Here is an 18,438-nt window from a genome sequence, read left to right as displayed (position 1 = left end):
GATGAGCGATTATATTGTAGTGAAATGCGGCGGTAGTATGTTGAATCAATTAAATGCTGTGTTTTTTGATTGTATAAAGAAATTGCAACAGAAGTATAAAGTAGTGATTGTTCATGGTGGTGGGCCAGAAATTGATGCCAAATTAAAAGATTGTAACATCAACGTAGAAAAAAGAGATGGATTACGCGTAACACCAAAAGAAGTTATGGATGTTGTTCAAATGGTGCTATGCGGAAGTACGAATAAAAAACTCGTAATGAATTTACAAAAGCATAATTTACTTGCTGTAGGTTGTTCGGGGTGTGACGGTAATTTACTTCAAGTTCAACCTGTCAGCGAGGAGATAGGATATGTGGGAGAAGTAAGTTATGTAGAAACAGCCTTATTAAAAGGATTAATAAATATGGGGTATATTCCTGTTATTGCTCCAATCGGGGTAAATGGTAATGAAATTTATAACATAAATGCGGACAATGCTGCAGCTGGGATTGCGGCCGCGTTAGGGGCAAAAGAGCTTATTTTTATTACGGATGTAGATGGAATATTACATGAAGGGAATTTGGTAAAGGAAACGGATGAATCTGAAATTGCAACTTTTATAGAAACAGGTGTTATTACAGGTGGGATGATTCCGAAAGTACAGGCGGCACTAGCATCATTAAAAATGGGAGTGCAAAAGATAAGTATTGTGAATGGTACAAAAGATTTTACTGAGGTTACGGGAGAGTGTATTGGAACGACGGTAACGAAAGGTGTGAGTATTGCATGACGAGTCATCTTTTTCAAACGTATGGCAGAAGAACTATTGAGTTTGTAAAGGGAACTGGAACGAAAGTTATTGATAATAAAGGTAAGCAATATTTAGATTTTACATCAGGAATTGGCGTATGTAATTTAGGACATTGTCACCCTACTGTTCTCAAAGGTGTACAAGAGCAACTTGATGATATATGGCATATATCTAACCTGTTTACAAACAGCTTACAAGAAGAAGTTGCGTCATTATTAACAGAAAATAGAGCATTAGATTATGTGTTTTTCTGTAATAGTGGGGCAGAGGCAAATGAAGCGGCTTTAAAGTTAGCACGTAAGCATACTGGAAAATCTCTCGTCGTAACATGCCACCAGTCTTTTCACGGTAGAACATTTGGAACGATGAGTGCAACGGGCCAAGATAAGGTGAAAGAAGGATTTGGTCCATTACTTCCATCTTTTTTACATATCCCTTTTAACGATATTAAAGCATTAGAGGAAGTAATGAATGAAGAAGTTGCGGCGGTAATGGTAGAAGTTGTTCAAGGAGAGGGAGGAGTAATACCTGCTGATCTATCTTTTTTGAAAGAGATTGAAACATTATGTAATAAGTTCGGTTCCTTATTTATTATAGACGAAGTACAAACGGGGATAGGAAGAACTGGAACACTATTCGCTTATGAACAAGTGGGAATAGAGCCTGATATCGTTACCGTTGCAAAGGCACTTGGGAATGGGATTCCTGTCGGAGCGATGATTGGCGGGAAAGAGCTCGGAACGTCGTTTACTGCAGGATCACACGGTTCAACTTTTGGCGGGAATTACATCGCGATGGCTGCAGCGAAAGAAGTATTGCAAGTGAGTAAAAAAACATCGTTTTTAAAAGAAGTACAAGAAAAAGGCGAGTACGTATTAGAGAAGTTGCAAGAGGAATTACAGCATGTCGAATGTATTCAAAATATACGTGGTAAGGGGCTTATGATTGGGATTGAGTGTAAGCATGAAGTTGCAAGTTTTATAGAACAACTAGAAAACGAAGGACTTCTCGTATTACAAGCAGGCCCTAATGTTATAAGACTATTACCGCCACTCATTGTCACGAATGAAGAGTTAGAACAGGCAGTATATATAATAAAAAAAGTAGTTTGTACAAAAAACGTATCAATCATATAAGGGGGAAGTTTCATGTCAACTGTACAAGTACCGAAATTAAATACGAAAGATCTTTTAACACTAGAAGAATTAACGAAAGAAGAAATTATTTCTTTAATTGAGTTCGCTATATATTTAAAAAAGAATAAGCAAGAGCCTTTATTACAAGGCAAAATATTAGGGCTTATTTTTGATAAGCATTCAACTCGTACTCGTGTATCTTTTGAAGCGGGAATGGTACAACTCGGGGGACATGGTATGTTTTTAAGTGGGAAAGAGATGCAAATGGGAAGAGGAGAAACCGTTTCAGATACTGCGAAAGTATTATCGCAGTATATTGACGGGATCATGATACGTACATTCTCACACGCGGATGTAGAAGAGCTTGCAAAAGAATCGAGTATTCCTGTTATTAACGGTTTAACGGATGATCATCATCCTTGTCAAGCATTGGCAGACCTCATGACGATATATGAAGAAACAAATACATTTAAAGGAATAAAATTAGCTTACGTAGGTGACGGAAATAATGTATGTCATTCATTGTTGCTAGCGAGTGCAAAAGTCGGAATGCATATGACTGTTGCAACGCCTGTAGGATATGAACCGAATGAAGAGATTGTAAAAAAAGCGTTAGCGATTGCCAAGGAAACAGGAGCTGAAATTGAAGTTTTGCATGATCCTGAATTAGCGGTGAATGAAGCAGATTTCATTTATACTGACGTTTGGATGAGCATGGGGCAAGAGGGCGAAGAAGAGAAATATTCTTTATTTCAACCTTACCAAATCAATAACGAACTTGTTAAGCATGCGAAACAAACATATCGTTTCTTACACTGTTTACCTGCCCATCGTGAAGAAGAAGTAACAGGCGAAATTATAGATGGACCACAGTCTATCGTATTTGAGCAAGCTGGTAATCGATTGCATGCTCAAAAAGCGTTATTAGTGAGTTTATTTAAAAATGTAGAAGAGCCTTCCTAAAAGGGAGGTTTTTTTATATTAAAATGTCGGATGTATATTTGGTTAACCATTTCGATATCATTTATAATAAAAGAGAAAACTAAATTTGTTTTTCAGAGTGTGTAAGGACATACTACATATAAAAATATAGTTAAAGAGATGATGAGGGTGAAAACAACTAAGAAAACATATTCGTTTTTTCAGCGGATGTGGAGAATATTAAAGTTTCAATATTATAAGTTGCTTCGATCGCCAGAAGGCGCAAAGAAAGTATCGTTAGGGTTTGCTATAGGATTCGGCTTAGAAATGTTAGTCATTTATACGGCATCGCTCGTATATGTAGTATTTTATCCAATCGTCAGGTTAGCAAAGGGATCTTTTCCTGCGGCAGTTATTGGCAATATTATTGGGAAAATATCGTTTCTCCCAGTATTTTTATTTCCGCTTGCGTATGCGCTAGGAAAAATGATTTATCCATTTCATGTACAGAAAATTCATCATGAACCATTTACGATAGCGGACTTGTTTTCAAGTCACATTTTTACGATATTAAAGAGCTTATTACAAAGTGAAGTGTATGTATTAATTGGAATGACGATTTTAGGAGTTGTGTTTGGTCTCATTTCATATTTCGTTGTGCATTATTTATACGAAAAGAACCGTAAGTTACGCTTGAAGAAAAGGAAGAAACGAGTGAGAGAACCACTTGTACAATTATAAACAATGTCACATTCATTTTCTCCTTTGAATATGTTTAAGAAAAAGGAGGAGAGGATAATGTATTATTATTACGTACCTCAAGTATATCCATATGTAAATTATTATCCGGTTTATGATACGAGTAGACAATACGAATTATATCGGCAACAACAATTACAGCAATTATCACAAATACCACAATTACCACAACAACAGCCTACACAGGAAAAAAAACCATATTTAACAACATGGCCATATTCCAATGTGTACTATGGTAACTATTACGAATCATAAAGCTGCTTCTATTTAGAAGCAGCTTTATACGTTTGTTTTCAAAATTAAATTTTGAATGGTTTGAAGAGAATGAATGAGCTTTTCGCGCTCTTCCTCAGATAATGTTTGGAAATTTTCTTTTAGTTTGTCTAAAATGAATTGCTGATACTGATTTACTAATAATTTCCCTTCAGCTGTTAGAGAAATTAAAATGACCCGTCGATCTTTTTCGCTATAATGACGCTCTATTAGTTCTTCTTGAATAAGTTTGTTTAATAGAGGTGTCATGTTAGGCCGTGAAATCGCTAGCCGCTTGCCGATTTCGGAAACTGCTAATGTGCCGTTTTCATGCAAAAGCAGTAATACTTGTGTATGTGATGGCGGCATATGTCTTTGAGAAGAAAATTCTCCAGGAAGCATAAATTTGCGATAAAAAAGAGGCACTAGCGAAAGAAGATGATCAACAATACGTTCCCACTCGCGTGATTCCATATAAAGGCCCCCTTCCACTATCATTGTAACAAAAAAGACATGTTATAAAAATAGAATTGTTTCATGGGAATTTTAATATTTGTAGGCCAATACTTTTTTTGTAAATGAATCGGCAATAATCGTATAGCCTTTATCATTTGGGTGTACTTGGTCAAAGAGCAATTCTTTTTTATCATTCGATATTAATTTACGAATTGGCAAAACGATAGATGGTTGATTCACTTTTGCAATGGAATAAACGGATTCATTCCAGCCGTCTAAAAACATATCTGCATAACTTGCGATGGAGTCATCGAGTTGTAACGGGTTATAGAGTTCAGAAAGAATGAGTAAAGCATCCGGATTTTGATCTCGGACTGTCTTTACAATATTTTTTACATCCGCTTCAAAATGAGCTTTTTCTTTATTTAACATTTTAATACCGTCTATAACACCGACATCACGATTTAAGCGAAATAAATTATTTCCCCCAATATTAATTGTAATGATATTTGCTGCTCTAATTTTTTGCTTTACATCTTCTGATTGAACTTTTTTAGCGAGACGATCTGTTGTAAGACCGTTTATCCCAAGGTTTTCTACAGTAATTGGTTTATGAATTTGTGCTTCTATTTGTTTAGAGGCTAATTCAGCAAATCCACCTTGTGTTGATCCATATCCTTTGGCGAGCGAATCACCTAGTACGAGATGATAAAAGGAATCGTTTGTTTGCTTATCAATCCAACTTGGAGTAGATGTTTTTTCTGTTTTTTCTTCGGGTTCATTTTGTTTTGTCTCGTCGTTCTTTTCAAAATAAGAATAAGAAATGATCAGAAGGAGGAGACAAACAATTGTTAAGATGACTTTTTTCATAAATTCATCCTCCTTGTAATTGGTAATTGTATCATATTCAGCAGTATTAGCAATGTAAGGGCATATTATATGTTTATGAAAAGTTTATAATAACTTTACAGAAAATTTGTTGAAGTTTGTCAAAAAATATTGACGATAGGAAAGAACTTTATATATGATAATGTCAGATAAGGTGAAATTTTAATTAGTGGGAGCTTTATTTCCTATTAATTGTTAGTCTTCATCAATCGAGCGTTTAAGGGGACTACTCGTTAGCGCAGGGTGAAATGAAAATTGTGTCTCTAATAGAAGAAAAAAGGTATGTGGTTAGAGACAGATAGGGATTCATTTCATTATTTCTGGTAATTGTATAAGGGGGATTTTTTGTGAAAAAGTCAAAAAAAATGCTAGCTGGAGCAACTCTTGCGATTGGTGTTATAGCACCGCAAGTAATGCCAACAACAGCTCATGCAGATGAGAACGCTGGGGAGAGTACAGTTAAGTTACGAATTCTAGAAACATCAGATATTCACGTTAACTTAATGAATTACGATTATTATCAAACGAAAACAGATAATAAAGTAGGTCTCGTACAAACGGCAACACTCGTTAATAAAGCACGTGAAGAAGTGAAGAACTCTGTCCTATTTGATGATGGGGATGCATTACAAGGGACGCCGCTTGGAGATTATGTAGCGAATAAAATAAAAAATCAGGAGAATTCTGTTGATTCTAACTATGTCCATCCATTATATCGTGTAATGAATTTAATGAAGTATGACGTCATCTCTCTTGGGAATCATGAATTTAACTATGGTTTAGATTATTTAAAGGAAGTGACTGGTAAAACAAAAATTCCGGTTATTAACTCGAATGTCTACAGAGATGACCATGATGGTAATGATGAGAATGACGAGCATTACTTTGATAGACCATATCATATTTTAGAGAAAGAAGTAATGGATGAAGCAGGCCAAAAACAAATAGTGAAAATTGGTGTAATGGGATTTGTTCCACCACAAATTATGAATTGGGATAAAGCGAATTTAGAAGGACAAGTTAAAGCGAAAGATATAGTTGAAACAGCGAAGAAAATGGTACCAAAAATGAAAGCAGAAGGTGCAGATGTTATCGTTGCACTAGCTCATTCCGGTGTTGATAAAAGTGGATACAACGTTGGTATGGAAAACGCGTCGTATTATTTAACAGAGGTTCCTGGCGTAAATGCAGTATTAATGGGACATTCACATACTGAAGTGAAGGATGTATTTAATGGTGTTCCAGTTGTAATGCCGGGTGTTTTTGGTAGTAACTTAGGTATTATTGATATGCAATTGAAAAAGGTAAACGGAAAATGGGAAGTGCAAAAAGATCAGTCTAAGCCGCAACTTCGTCCGATTGCTGATAGTAAAGGTAATCCATTAGTAGAATCTGATCAAAAATTAGTTAATGAAATTAAAGATGAACATGAAAAGACAATCGAATATGTAAATACACATGTAGGTGAAACGAAAGCACCAATTAATAGTTATTTTTCATTAGTACAAGATGATCCTTCTGTACAAATTGTGACAAATGCGCAAAAATGGTATGTAGAACAAGAACTTAAAAAACCAGAATACGAAAAGATTAAAGATATTCCGGTTTTATCTGCAGGTGCACCATTTAAAGCAGGTGGCCGAAACGGTGCAACATATTATACTGATATTCCAGCTGGAACGTTAGCGATTAAAAACGTTGCAGATTTATACGTATATCCAAATACGTTATATGCTGTAAAAGTAAATGGGGCACAAGTGAAAGAATGGCTTGAAATGTCTGCAGGTCAGTTTAATCAAATTAATCCTAAACCAAAAGAAAAAATTGAACAGCAATTGGTGAATACAGGATATCCTACATATAACTTTGATATTATAGATGGTTTAAAATATGAAATTGATGTAACACAACCGGCGAAATACGATAAAGATGGAAAAGTTGTAAATGCAAATACGAATCGTATTGTAAATATGACATATGAAGGTAAGCCAGTAGCTGATGATCAAGAGTTTATTGTTGCTACAAATAATTATCGCGGTAGCAGTAAAACGTTCCCTGGTGTAAGTGAAGGAGAAGTTATTTACCAATCGCAAGATGAAACACGTCAAATTATTGTAAAGTATATGCAAGAAACGCCAGTTATTAACCCGACAGCAGATAAAAATTGGACGTTTAAACCGATTGTTGCAGATAAATTAAATACAACATTTGATTCTTCACCAAATGCACAAAAGTACATAAAGAAAGATGGGAACATATCATATGTTGGACCATCTGAAAATCAATTTGCTAAATATGCAATTGATATAACGAAGAAGAATGATGATAAAGAAACTGGTGAAGGAAACCCAACGACACCGCCGAAAGGTGATGGAGGAAATCCGACGACACCACCAACAGGTGGGGGAGAAAATCCAACGACACCGCCAACAGGTAATGGAGAAAACCCAACACCACCAACAGAAGAAGGTAATAATGGTAATGAACCAAAGCAAGATGGAAACAATACTGGATCTGGACAAACTACAACAGATGATCAAAATACAAAAGAAACAACAACAACTGTAAGTGAAAATAAAGAAGCTGAAAAAGATGAACGTGATTTACCGAAAACAGGTGCAAGTATTGCTTCTACAATTGGAGCTGGTCTTGCGTTTGTTGGAGCGGGATTACTTATGTTATTTAGAAGAAAGAAAGCGAATTGATAGTCGAGAAATATAAAAAGGATTACCGATTTGGTAATCCTTTTTGTTATATTATGAAACTGGTACTGCTTTTTCTTTTTTCCATGAAAGACCGAATCCAGTAAAACCGACGATAATGGTTACGACTGGACAAGCTAAACAGAAGATTGCGTATGGCAGGTAATCGAATGTTGGAACGCTAAGAACATTTGTTAAGAATACGCCACTGACACCCCATGGTACGAGTGGATTAATTACTGTACCAGCATCTTCTAATACTCGTGATAAATTACGACGCTCTAAACCGACTTCATCGTATTTATTAGCGAATGCTTGTCCTGTTAAAACGATGGATAAGTACTGCTCACCAAGTAAGAAGTTTACACCAATTGCAGTTGAAGCAGTAGAAATAATTAAGCGTGTACTAGTTTTTACGAAGCTAGAGATAATATTCATCAGCTGCGCTATAATGCCCATTCCTTGTAATAATCCTCCCATACAAAGAGCTAGGAAAATAAGAGCAATTGACATCATCATACTTTGCAGGCCACCGCGAGATAATAAGCTATCAATATCTTTGATACCAGTTTTAGAAACGTAACCGTCTTGCATAATTTTAATTAAATCAGCTAAAGAAGTGCTAGGTTTAAAAATAAAGAGAATAATAATTCCTACCACAATTCCTGCAAGTAATGTTGGAACTGCGGGTACCTTTTTAAATGCGAATAGGAACAGTAATAAAATAGGAATAAGTGTAACGATAGAAATCGTTGCATTTTTTTCTAGTGTATTAATAAATGCTGAGAAATCAACGTTTCCACCAGATCCGCTTCCTAAAATGAAAAATGCGATAAAAGCAATAATGAAAGCTGGCACTGTTGTCCAAAGCATGTTACGAATATGTTCAAATAAATCTACACCCGTTACAGCAGGCGCTAAGTTTGTTGTATCAGATAAAGGAGACATTTTATCTCCGAAGAATGCACCAGAAATAATTGCCCCAGCAATAAGAGCTGGATCGTATCCAAGGGCAGTACCCATTCCCATAAAGGCAAGTCCTACAGTTGCAGCAGTTGTAAATGCACTACCGATACTCGTTCCAACAATTGCACAAACAACAAAAACAGTTGGAACGAAAATTTTTGGAGATACAAGTTGGAAGCCGTATACCATTAAAGTCGGAATAGTTCCAGCTGCGATCCAAACGCTAATTAATACGCCTACAAGTAAGAAAATAAATATAGATGGAATACCAGCTGAAATACTACTGATCATCCCTTTCTCCATAGTAGACCAAGAGATTTTCTTCAGGAATCCAAATGCTAATAAAAGAACGATACCAAATAAAATTGGGATGTGTGGTGAAACTTCTAATTGAATAACACTAAAACCAATACAGAAAAAGATAAAAATTGTTAAAAGAACAGACTCAATTTTTGAAACCATTGTTTTCCCCTCCTAAGTAATGTAAAATAGCTCTTTTTTATATAAAATTCGCCAATATTGTATATTTCCTTCTAAAATTTAGAATTTTGTGACAAATTACCGGTAATTGTTGGTCCTTCTATATGATACGGAAATGATTGGATAAAAAAACGTCCCTGCATATAATTATGCAGGGACGAAGAAATCGCGGTACCACCCTAGCTTGTGAAATGAATGTATCACAAAATAAAGGGTCATATGATATGCGCTTATAAAATAAAAAACGCCCCTGCAATATATGCAGGGACGAAAAATTCGCGGTACCACCCTAAATTGTGAAACAGTGTCGTTTCACCACTCTTTAGACATAACGGTCTATAACCGTCTTTCACTACTCCTCACGTTTCGTAAAAGAAGCTCCAGGGGGTAATTCATAATTCGCTCTGTACTGGTTCGCACCGACCACCAGCTCTCTGAAATCAGAAATCGAAATACTACTAAATCCTATCAACGCCGATTCATATGATGTTAGTTAAATTTTTATCATATTTTCATCTTACATGTCAATAAAAATATTAAATATTTTTTAGGGAAATAAAGGAGAATTGTTTTTAACGCTGTAAAAATGTACGTTATAATGAATTTGAAAGGGGGAGGAAAGAGTGAAGAAAAAAATAATTCTTTTTACCACTTTATTAGTTATTGGAGGAAGTGCTGGAATTTACACAGCTTTTGCGGCTGAATCAGAGCAGTTGAAACAAAAGCAAATACAACAGTCAGAAGTGAAGAAAGTAAAAGAAATAGAAGAGAAGAAATCAATGGAAAAAGCAGCAGAAAAACTAGGAGTTTCTACTGAGGGGAAAACAAAAGAAGAGGTTACGAAAGAAGTAAATACCGCTAGGTTTGAGAAGCGCCATGATTTATTAATTGAGCACGCTAAGCAACTTGGAATTGATACAGAGGGGAAAAAAGATGAAGAAATTATTTTAGAAATTGGAAAGATACAGCATGGAAAGTAGAACAACTTATCGTATGATAAGTTGTTCTTTTTTAAGAACTATTTGATTTTAAAATAATTGACAGTCATTCGGATTTAATGTTAACTATATTTATAAACAAGTTAACATTAGGGGTGACAGTTGTGACAATAAATAGTAGAACAATTGAAAAATCATCTTATACATATGAAGAATTAGCAGAGAAAAATAAAGCTTACGTATGGCACCCATTTACACAAATGAAAGATTATTTAGAAGAAGATCCTGTCATTATTGAACGTGGAGAGGGAAGAAAACTATACGATGTAAATGGTAATGAATATTGGGATGGTGTTTCATCTATATGGTTAAATGTTCACGGACATCAAGTACCGGAATTAGATGCAGCAATTCGTGAGCAATTAAATAAAATTGCTCATTCTACTATGTTAGGACTTGCTAACGTTCCATCTATTTTATTAGCAGAAAAAATTATTGAGGTTGTACCAGATGGATTGAAGAAGGTATTCTATTCTGATTCAGGTTCTACCGCTGTTGAAATTGCAATTAAGATGGCTTTCCAATATTGGCAGCATAAAGGGAAACCAAAGAAACAAAGATTTGTTACATTAAAAGAAGCATATCACGGTGATACAATTGGAGCTGTTTCAGTAGGGGCAATAGACTTGTTTCACCAAGTGTATAGTTCGCTCTTATTTGATGCGATTAAAATGCCGTATCCATATACATATCGTTCTCCTTACGGAAATAATAAGGAGGAAATTGTAAAAAGCCATTTAGAAGAAATGGAAGAATTGTTGAAAGAAAAGCATGAAGAAGTAGCTGCCATCATTGTAGAGCCATTAATGCAAGGTGCTGGCGGAATGATTACAATGCCAAAAGGATATTTAAAAGGACTGCGCGATTTATGTACAAAGTACAATGTATTATTTATTACAGATGAGGTAGCGACTGGATTTGGGCGTACAGGGAAAATGTTTGCGTGTGAACATGAAAATGTGACGCCAGACATTTTAACTGCTGGGAAAGGTTTAACAGGTGGATATTTACCAATTGCAGTTACGGTAACGACAGATGAAATATATAATGCCTTCTTAGGAGAATATGAAGAACAAAAAACATTTTTCCATGGACATAGCTACACAGGTAATCCGTTAGGGTGTGCCGTAGCAATCGCGAATCTAGAACTATATGAAAAAACAAATTTAATAGAAGAAGTGGCACGTAAAACGGATTATGTGACAGCGCAATTAGAAAAGCTCTTTGCCTATAAACATGTAGGTGATATTCGTCAGTGCGGATTAATGGTTGGTATTGAGCTTGTGAAGAATAAGGAAACGAAAGAAGCGTTTGACTGGACAGAAAGAGTCGGTGTTCAAGTATGTAAACGCTCAAGAGAGCTGGGTATGATTTTACGACCGCTAGGTAACACGATTGTATTTATGCCACCACTTGCTTCTACTTTTGAAGAGATTGATGATATGTTACGCATTTTATATAAGGCAATCTCAGATGTTACGGAGGGAGAATAATGAGTGGTTTTTTCATAACAGCAACTGATACTGAAGTTGGAAAAACAGTAGTTGCAGGTGCTATAGCAGGTGTATTTAGAGAATTAGGATATAACGTAGGGGTATATAAACCGTTACAAAGTGGGCATGTTGCATCAAACCCTGAGGGAGATGCGGCAAGGTTAAAAGTACTATCAGGTGTACCGACACAAGAAAATGAAATTTGCCCTTATTCTATTGAAGAACCACTTGCTCCGAGACTTGCCATGAAAAGAGCTGGAAGAGTAGTAAAGTTAAAAGAAATTACTGATTACTATAATGAACTATTAAAAGAGTTTAATAGCTTATTTGTAGAAGGAGCAGGTGGGCTTGCTGTCCCATATACAGAAGATGCTTTAGTAATAGATTTTGCAACAGAATTACAGTTGCCTCTTATTGTAGTAGCTCGTCCTACATTAGGAACAGTAAATCATACAGTGTTAACGATTGCTTACGCAAAGGCGCATGGCTTAACCGTAGCGGGTGTCATTTTATCAGGTTGCAAAGAATGTGAAATGGAAAGAGTGCAAGAAAATAAAGAGATGATTGAAGAGCTGAGCGGGGTACCAGTTTTAGGATTATTACCATTCTTTGAAGGTGAGTTTACGAAAGAAGAAGTATTAGAATCTGCAAAAGAACATATTATGATTTCAAAATTAGAGGAGTTTATCCAAAATGAATCAAACGTGGCGGGCGCATCTTCAATCTAAATTACAACAATTACATGAGCAAGGGCAGTATCGAAATTTATATGTAACAGAGAAGGCAGAAGAGACTTGGCTTATTCGAGATAAAAAAAGGATGTTAAATTTAGCGTCAAATAATTATTTAGGGTTAGCTGGAGATGAAAGGTTAAAAGAAGCTGCTATTGCCTGTACAAAAAGATATGGAACTGGAGCGACTGCCTCTCGTCTCGTTGTAGGAAATCATCCATTATATGAAGAGGTTGAGAGAAGCATATGTGACTGGAAAGGTACTGAAAGAGCTTTAATTGTAAATAGTGGGTATACGGCAAATATAGGTGCCATATCTTCTTTAGCCTCTCGGCACGATATTGTTTTTAGTGATAAGTTAAATCACGCAAGTATTGTTGATGGAATCATATTAAGCGGGGCAGAGCATAAAAGATATCGTCATAATGATTTGGATCATTTAGAGAAGCTGTTGAAAACAGCGTCACCTGAAAAGCGGAAATTAATCGTAACTGATACCATTTTTAGTATGGATGGTGATACTGCTTATTTGAGAGATTTAGTACAGCTGAAAGAGAAATACGGGGCAATCATTATAGTCGATGAAGCACATGCGAGTGGAATATATGGAATCGGCGGAGCTGGGTTATCTCATATAGAAAAAAATCTTGCTCAAAAAATTGATATACATATGGGGACGTTTAGCAAGGCTTTAGGGTGTTATGGTGCGTATTTGACAGGTGATGAAATTTATATAGAGTATTTACAAAATATGATGAGAAGCTTTATTTTTACTACAGCTTTACCACCAAGTACGTTAGGAGCAGTGCAAAAAGCAATTGAAATTGTAAAAGAAGATAACGAAAGAAGAGAGAACCTTATAGCAAACGGAGAATACTTCAGAACTAAATTAAGGGATGCTGGTTTTGATATTGGGAATAGTTCAACTCATATTGTACCGATTGTAGTCGGTTCAAATGAACATGCTTTACGGTTTAGTAAAAGGTTGCAAGAGGCAGGGATTGCGGCTATTGCAATTCGTCCGCCAACTGTGCCGGTTCATAGTTCTCGAATTCGCTTTGCAGTTACATCGCAACATACAATAGCTGATTTAAAATGGGCTATTGACCGAATTATTCACATTGCGAAAGAAGAGGAGATTTTCGTATGAACGAGCTAAAGGTTATTTTTATCCCCGGATGGGGAATGGAAGAGAATATTTGGGATTTAGTAATTCCGTATTTTAAAGGATATCCTGTTCAATGCATAGATTGGCGTAATGTGAACGAACGAAGTGAATTTGTGGACCGAATTATAGATGTAGCGCATAACGACAACGTAATTTTAGTTGGTTGGTCACTAGGAGCGTTAGCAGCAGTTGAAGCTTATAAAAAGATTAAGGCAAAAGGCATCGTATTAATTGGTGGTACTGCTAAATTTACAAATACGAGCGATTACAGTAACGGATGGAATGCTTTGCATGTAGAACGGCTGAAAAGGAATTTGGCGAGAAGGAAAGAAGATACGCTCAAACGGTTTTATGAAAATATGTTTACGAAAGATGAGTTAAAAGAGAATAAAAACTTTGAAGACATTGTAGACCGTTTTAAAGGTGATTCTATTCAGTCTTTACAACTAGGTTTGGATTATTTAATAGAAACAGATATGAGAGAAGAACTAAAAGAAATTAAAGTACCTATACTACTTATTCACGGAGAACAGGATGTAATATGCCCATTGTCTGCGGCACGTAGTATGACGGAGAATAGCAGCAGCGAGCTGAAAGTAGTAAGTGATGCAGGGCATGCGTTATGTGTAACGAATTTTGAATATTGCGCAAATGAGATAATTCAATTTATAGAGGGGATACGACATGATCAACAAAACGTTACTACAAAAACGGTTTAATGGGGCAGCCGTATCTTACGATCGATATGCAAATGTACAAAAAAAGATGGCACATTCATTACTTTCAATCTTAAAGGAACGATATAGTGAAACGGCATCAATACGTATTTTAGAACTGGGGTGCGGGACGGGGTATGTAACAGAGCAATTATCAAAGTTATTTCCGAAAGCACATATTACAGCAGTTGATTTTGCTGAAAGTATGATTGCAATTGCGCAAACTAGACAAAATGTAAAAAATGTAACGTTTCACTGTGAAGATATTGAGCGATTACGATTAGAAGAATCATATGATGTCATTATTTCAAATGCTACATTTCAATGGTTAAATAATTTACAACAAGTGTTAAGAAATTTATTTCAACATTTGTCTATAGATGGGATATTACTCTTTTCAACGTTTGGACATGAAACATTTCAAGAATTGCATGCTTCGTTCCAACGTGCGAAAGAAGAAAGAAATATAAAAAATGAAACATCGATTGGTCAACGTTTTTATTCGAAAGATCAGTTGCTTCATATATGCAAGATAGAAACAGGGGATGTGCATGTTTCTGAAACATGTTACATAGAGAGTTTTACAGAAGTTAAGGAATTTCTACATTCTATTCGAAAAGTAGGAGCGACTAATAGCAATGAAGGATCATATTGTCAAAGTCCCTCACTCTTTCGTGCGATGCTGCGCATATACGAAAGAGACTTCACGGGAAATGAAGGGATAATGGCAACGTATCATGCTTTATTTATGCATATAACAAAAGAGGGGAAGAGATGAAATGAAACAAGTACAAACAAAAAGGGATTGGAAAAAACTTGCATACGACGTAGTGGAAGAGAAGATGATTACGAAAGAAGATGCAATAGCGATATTAGAAGCTGATGATACAGAAGTTTTAGAAATTATGAATGCGGCTTACATTATTCGCCATCATCACTTTGGTAAGAAAGTAAAATTGAATATGATTATTAATACGAAATCTGGATTATGTCCTGAAGATTGTGGATATTGCTCACAGTCTATTATTTCAGAAGCACCGATTGATAAATATGCATGGTTAACGCAGGAGAAGATTGTAGAAGGGGCACATGAAGCAATACGCCGTAAAGCAGGTACATATTGTATTGTAGCGTCTGGTCGTCGTCCGACGGATAAAGAGGTAAATCACGTAATTGGAGCAGTTAAGGAAATTCGTGAAACGACAGACTTGAAGATTTGTTGTTGTTTAGGTTTCTTAAATGAAGATCAAGCAGGACGTTTAGCGGAAGCGGGCGTGCATCGTTATAACCACAACTTAAATACACATGAAAATAATTACGATAGTATTTGTTCAACTCATACGTATGATGATCGTGTTGATACAGTTCAAAAAGCGAAACAAGCGGGCATTTCCCCATGCTCTGGAGCGATTTTTGGCATGGGAGAAACAATTGAAGAGCGTGCTGAAATTGCATTTGAATTACAACGTATAGATGCAGATTCTATCCCTTGTAATTTCCTTGTTGCTGTAAAGGGAACACCTCTTGAAGGGCAAAAAGAGTTAACGCCAGTAGAATGTTTAAAAGTACTGGCAATGATGCGTTTTGTAAACCCGACAAAAGAAATTCGTATTTCAGGAGGACGTGAAATCAATTTACGCTCTGTACAGCCAATCGGTTTATTTGCAGCAAATTCTATTTTTGTCGGGGACTACTTAACGACAGCTGGACAAGAGCCGACTGCGGACTGGGGTATGATTGCAGATTTAGGATTTGAGATTGAAGAATGTGCATTATAAGATAGATGAAAAAGCAAACTTGTAAAAGGGTTTGCTTTTTTTGTAAATAAAATGTAATAAATAGTTGTGAACGCTTGATATTATTGGTTTTTGAGCGGAAAAAAGAATTTTTGTGGACGAATTTTCCAAGCCCTAGTTGTACATAGTAAATATGTAATTTATATTGGGTTGGAGGATTTTACATGTACAAATACATATTAGCGATTATGACTTGTTTAATTTTAATAAAAGCAATAAGTTCTGATCCAGTTAAGGCTGCTGAAAATCCTGAACAAAAAGAGATGCAACAAAGAATCGAACAACACTTTCGAACGAAAGCTGAACATTTTGGATTGAAAACGGAAGGAAAAGATTTAAAGGAAGTTAGAAAAGAAATTACTATTATAGAAGAAGCGAAAAAAAGAGAGAATGTATGGAGAACAGCACAAGCTCTTCATATAAAAACAGAAGGAAAAACGATGAATGAATTAATAAAAGATGTACAAAAAAAGGTGAAAAAATAAAAAGAGGCCGCAGCCTCTTTTTTTATGCCCATTGTTTTGATAAGTGAGCCATTTCAATTGCAGCAACAGCTGATTCATATCCTTTATTACCAGCTTTCGTACCTGCGCGTTCAATCGCTTGTTCAATTGTTTCTGTCGTTAATACGCCGAAAATAACTGGGATGTCCATTTGTAGTGATAAAGACGCAACACCTTTTGCTACTTCATTACAAACGTAATCGTAGTGAGTTGTAGCACCTCGGATTACAGTACCTAATGTAATAACCGCATCATACTTTCCGCTACTAGCCATCTTTTTAGCGATTAAAGGAATTTCAAATGCACCAGGAACCCAAGCAACATCAATATCATTTTCTTCTACACCGTGACGCTTTAATCCGTCTAAAGCGCCGCCAAGTAACTTACTTGTAATAAATTCGTTAAAACGTCCAACAACAACTCCAACTTTTAATCCTGTACCAACTAAATGACCTTCGAATACCATAATAAATCTCTCCTTTAATTATAAGTTTAGTAAGTGTCCTAATTTGTTTACTTTCGTTTGTAAATACGATTTATTCTCTTCTTTTGCTGGCATTTGCAACGGTACACGCTCGACTACTTCTAAATCGTAACCTTGTAAGCCAGCAATTTTTCTTGGGTTATTCGTTAATAATCGTAAACTTTGTAAACCTAAATCTTTTAATATTTGTGCTCCGATACCGTAATCACGAAGATCAGCAGGGAAGCCGAGTTTTTCATTTGCTTCTACAGTATCGAATCCTTCTTCTTGCAATTTATAAGCACGAAGCTTATTAAGAAGCCCAATGCCTCTTCCTTCTTGTCTCATATAAAGAAGAACACCTTTTCCTTCACGCTCAATTTGAGCAAGTGCTGCATGGAGTTGTGGTCCGCAATCGCAGCGATGTGAACCGAATACATCTCCTGTTAAGCATTCAGAATGAACACGCACAAGTACCGGTTCACCTATTGAAATATCACCTTTTACAAGTGCGATATGTTCTTTCGTATCTAATGAGTTAGAATAGCCAATTGCGTGGAAAGTACCGAAATCTGTAGGTAATGTAATTTCCACCTCTCTCGTCACAAGTGTTTCATGATGGCGGCGGTAAGCAATTAAATCTTCTATTGTAATCATTTTTATATCAAATTGTTTTGCGCATTCTATTAAATCAGGTACACGTGCCATCGTGCCGTCCTCATTTATAATCTCGCAAATAACTCCAGCTGGTTCGGCACCGCATAGCTTCGCTAAATCAACAGCAGCTTCTGTATGACCTGCACGACGCAGGACACCGCCTTCTTTCGCAATTAATGGAAAGATATGTCCAGGTCGATTGAAATCAGCGCCTTTTGATGCGGGGTTTAACAATTCTTGTATCGTAGTTGCACGTTCGTGAGCGCTAATCCCTGTTGTTGTAGAAACATGGTCAATGCTCACTGTAAACGCAGTATGATGTGAATCTGTATTATGAGATACCATTGGTTCTAATTGTAGACGTTCTGCGTACCCTGCTGTAATCGGTACACAAACGAGACCACGGCCATGTGTAATCATAAAATTAATTGTTTCTGGTGTAATGTACTCTGCTAAAGCAATAAAATCGCCTTCATTTTCTCGGTTTTCATCATCACATACGATAACGACTTTACCTTGTTTTAAATCTTCTAGAGCTTCTTCAATACGATGAAACATTGTGC

Annotated in this window: 19 protein-coding genes and 1 other annotated feature; of the genes, 14 read left to right on the top strand and 5 right to left on the bottom strand. The window is 36.1% G+C overall.

The annotated features are described in order from the left end of the window. Position 1: 1 nt before the first annotated feature. The 5 genes from argB to N2V79_RS20225 all read left to right on the top strand — a co-directional run bounded on the left by argB (position 2) and on the right by N2V79_RS20225 (position 3,861). The gene (gene argB, locus N2V79_RS20245; RefSeq protein ID WP_001286792.1) at positions 2–769 is read left to right on the top strand and encodes an acetylglutamate kinase; all 768 of its coding nucleotides are present in this window, start codon (positions 2–4) and stop codon (positions 767–769) included. Next, a complete protein-coding gene (locus N2V79_RS20240) occupies positions 766–1,926 on the top strand; it encodes an acetylornithine transaminase (RefSeq protein ID WP_340720185.1) in 1,161 nt (386 codons plus the stop codon). Before argB ends, N2V79_RS20240 begins: the two co-directional genes overlap by 4 nt. A 12-nt stretch (positions 1,927–1,938) precedes the next feature. Continuing rightward, complete coding sequence (gene argF, locus N2V79_RS20235) at positions 1,939–2,889, top strand: ornithine carbamoyltransferase (RefSeq protein ID WP_000108861.1); 951 nt, start codon at positions 1,939–1,941, stop codon at positions 2,887–2,889. Positions 2,890–3,027: 138 nt separating this feature from the next. Next, complete coding sequence (locus N2V79_RS20230; protein WP_063537384.1) at positions 3,028–3,588, top strand: DUF2062 domain-containing protein; 561 nt, start codon at positions 3,028–3,030, stop codon at positions 3,586–3,588. Between the two features lie 57 nt (positions 3,589–3,645). Then, positions 3,646–3,861 carry a hypothetical protein gene (locus N2V79_RS20225; RefSeq protein WP_000291956.1) on the top strand — a complete coding sequence of 72 codons (216 nt, stop codon included), beginning with the start codon at positions 3,646–3,648 and terminating at the stop codon, positions 3,859–3,861. A gap of 24 nt (positions 3,862–3,885) precedes the next feature. Here N2V79_RS20225 and N2V79_RS20220 read toward each other — a convergent pair whose 3' ends face one another. Together N2V79_RS20220 and N2V79_RS20215 are read right to left on the bottom strand one after the other, a co-directional pair. Next, complete coding sequence (locus N2V79_RS20220) at positions 3,886–4,332, bottom strand: MarR family winged helix-turn-helix transcriptional regulator (protein WP_000445819.1); 447 nt, start codon at positions 4,330–4,332, stop codon at positions 3,886–3,888. Between the two features lie 72 nt (positions 4,333–4,404). Continuing rightward, entirely contained in the window at positions 4,405–5,184 is a 780-nt protein-coding gene (locus tag N2V79_RS20215) for a GDSL-type esterase/lipase family protein (protein WP_000755838.1), read from the bottom strand. 365 nt (positions 5,185–5,549) lie between these two features. Between N2V79_RS20215 and cpdB the strand changes: the two genes are divergently transcribed. Beyond that, on the top strand, positions 5,550–7,907 hold the full coding sequence (cpdB, locus tag N2V79_RS20210; RefSeq protein ID WP_340720184.1) for a bifunctional 2',3'-cyclic-nucleotide 2'-phosphodiesterase/3'-nucleotidase: 2,358 nt from the start codon (positions 5,550–5,552) through the stop codon (positions 7,905–7,907). Between the two features lie 51 nt (positions 7,908–7,958). Here cpdB and nhaC read toward each other — a convergent pair whose 3' ends face one another. Then, positions 7,959–9,332 (bottom strand): Na+/H+ antiporter NhaC, encoded by a 1,374-nt coding sequence (nhaC, locus tag N2V79_RS20205; protein WP_000253730.1) that lies wholly within the window; start codon positions 9,330–9,332, stop codon positions 7,959–7,961. A gap of 278 nt (positions 9,333–9,610) precedes the next feature. After that, positions 9,611–9,831: a binding site (T-box leader), on the bottom strand. Positions 9,832–9,973: 142 nt separating this feature from the next. Between nhaC and N2V79_RS20200 the strand changes: the two genes are divergently transcribed. From N2V79_RS20200 to N2V79_RS20165, 8 genes are all read left to right on the top strand, one after another. Continuing rightward, positions 9,974–10,330, top strand: coding sequence for a hypothetical protein (locus N2V79_RS20200; RefSeq protein ID WP_000726902.1), 357 nt, complete (start codon positions 9,974–9,976; stop codon positions 10,328–10,330). Between the two features lie 77 nt (positions 10,331–10,407). Beyond that, a complete protein-coding gene (gene bioA / locus N2V79_RS20195; protein WP_140155617.1) occupies positions 10,408–11,841 on the top strand; it encodes an adenosylmethionine--8-amino-7-oxononanoate transaminase in 1,434 nt (477 codons plus the stop codon). Next, on the top strand, positions 11,841–12,569 hold the full coding sequence (bioD, locus tag N2V79_RS20190) for a dethiobiotin synthase (protein ID WP_053563696.1): 729 nt from the start codon (positions 11,841–11,843) through the stop codon (positions 12,567–12,569). Before bioA ends, bioD begins: the two co-directional genes overlap by 1 nt. After that, positions 12,535–13,722 carry an 8-amino-7-oxononanoate synthase gene (gene bioF / locus N2V79_RS20185; RefSeq protein WP_089171735.1) on the top strand — a complete coding sequence of 396 codons (1,188 nt, stop codon included), beginning with the start codon at positions 12,535–12,537 and terminating at the stop codon, positions 13,720–13,722. Before bioD ends, bioF begins: the two co-directional genes overlap by 35 nt. After that, on the top strand, positions 13,719–14,459 hold the full coding sequence (locus N2V79_RS20180) for an alpha/beta fold hydrolase (protein ID WP_340720183.1): 741 nt from the start codon (positions 13,719–13,721) through the stop codon (positions 14,457–14,459). The genes bioF and N2V79_RS20180 overlap by 4 nt, the downstream gene beginning before the upstream one ends. Continuing rightward, a complete protein-coding gene (gene bioC / locus N2V79_RS20175) occupies positions 14,425–15,234 on the top strand; it encodes a malonyl-ACP O-methyltransferase BioC (RefSeq protein WP_000608912.1) in 810 nt (269 codons plus the stop codon). Before N2V79_RS20180 ends, bioC begins: the two co-directional genes overlap by 35 nt. A 1-nt stretch (position 15,235) precedes the next feature. Then, a complete protein-coding gene (bioB, locus tag N2V79_RS20170) occupies positions 15,236–16,234 on the top strand; it encodes a biotin synthase (RefSeq protein ID WP_000815858.1) in 999 nt (332 codons plus the stop codon). A 182-nt stretch (positions 16,235–16,416) separates the two neighbouring features. Further along, positions 16,417–16,737 carry a hypothetical protein gene (locus N2V79_RS20165; protein WP_000280032.1) on the top strand — a complete coding sequence of 107 codons (321 nt, stop codon included), beginning with the start codon at positions 16,417–16,419 and terminating at the stop codon, positions 16,735–16,737. Between the two features lie 22 nt (positions 16,738–16,759). Here the strand turns inward: N2V79_RS20165 and ribH are convergent, their stop codons facing one another. Next, entirely contained in the window at positions 16,760–17,221 is a 462-nt protein-coding gene (gene ribH / locus N2V79_RS20160; RefSeq protein WP_000230895.1) for a 6,7-dimethyl-8-ribityllumazine synthase, read from the bottom strand. A gap of 18 nt (positions 17,222–17,239) precedes the next feature. Beyond that, the gene (gene ribBA, locus N2V79_RS20155; RefSeq protein ID WP_000468981.1) at positions 17,240–18,433 is read right to left on the bottom strand and encodes a bifunctional 3,4-dihydroxy-2-butanone 4-phosphate synthase/GTP cyclohydrolase II; all 1,194 of its coding nucleotides are present in this window, start codon (positions 18,431–18,433) and stop codon (positions 17,240–17,242) included. Positions 18,434–18,438 lie beyond the last annotated feature (5 nt).

Source organism: Bacillus sp. CH_70, assembly GCF_038007045.1.
Classification (GTDB): Bacteria; Bacillota; Bacilli; order Bacillales; family Bacillaceae_G; genus Bacillus_A; species Bacillus_A cereus.
The sequence above is the reverse complement of the archived record's forward strand: the minus strand, read 5'-3'. Positions and strand labels throughout refer to the sequence as shown.

Coding starts and splice junctions, on each gene's coding strand:
- N2V79_RS20230 (WP_063537384.1), top strand. CDS start 3,028: ATGATGAGGGTGAAAACAACTAAGAAAACATATTCGTTTTTTCAGCGG.
- N2V79_RS20240 (WP_340720185.1), top strand. CDS start 766: ATGACGAGTCATCTTTTTCAAACGTATGGCAGAAGAACTATTGAGTTT.
- bioA (WP_140155617.1), top strand. CDS start 10,408: ATGTTAACTATATTTATAAACAAGTTAACATTAGGGGTGACAGTTGTG.
- ribH (WP_000230895.1), bottom strand. CDS start 17,221: ATGGTATTCGAAGGTCATTTAGTTGGTACAGGATTAAAAGTTGGAGTT.
- bioF (WP_089171735.1), top strand. CDS start 12,535: ATGAATCAAACGTGGCGGGCGCATCTTCAATCTAAATTACAACAATTA.
- N2V79_RS20165 (WP_000280032.1), top strand. CDS start 16,417: ATGTACAAATACATATTAGCGATTATGACTTGTTTAATTTTAATAAAA.
- bioD (WP_053563696.1), top strand. CDS start 11,841: ATGAGTGGTTTTTTCATAACAGCAACTGATACTGAAGTTGGAAAAACA.
- ribBA (WP_000468981.1), bottom strand. CDS start 18,433: ATGTTTCATCGTATTGAAGAAGCTCTAGAAGATTTAAAACAAGGTAAA.
- N2V79_RS20220 (WP_000445819.1), bottom strand. CDS start 4,332: ATGGAATCACGCGAGTGGGAACGTATTGTTGATCATCTTCTTTCGCTA.
- bioC (WP_000608912.1), top strand. CDS start 14,425: ATGATCAACAAAACGTTACTACAAAAACGGTTTAATGGGGCAGCCGTA.
- argB (WP_001286792.1), top strand. CDS start 2: ATGAGCGATTATATTGTAGTGAAATGCGGCGGTAGTATGTTGAATCAA.
- N2V79_RS20215 (WP_000755838.1), bottom strand. CDS start 5,184: ATGAAAAAAGTCATCTTAACAATTGTTTGTCTCCTCCTTCTGATCATT.
- N2V79_RS20180 (WP_340720183.1), top strand. CDS start 13,719: ATGAACGAGCTAAAGGTTATTTTTATCCCCGGATGGGGAATGGAAGAG.
- bioB (WP_000815858.1), top strand. CDS start 15,236: ATGAAACAAGTACAAACAAAAAGGGATTGGAAAAAACTTGCATACGAC.
- nhaC (WP_000253730.1), bottom strand. CDS start 9,332: ATGGTTTCAAAAATTGAGTCTGTTCTTTTAACAATTTTTATCTTTTTC.
- N2V79_RS20225 (WP_000291956.1), top strand. CDS start 3,646: ATGTATTATTATTACGTACCTCAAGTATATCCATATGTAAATTATTAT.
- argF (WP_000108861.1), top strand. CDS start 1,939: ATGTCAACTGTACAAGTACCGAAATTAAATACGAAAGATCTTTTAACA.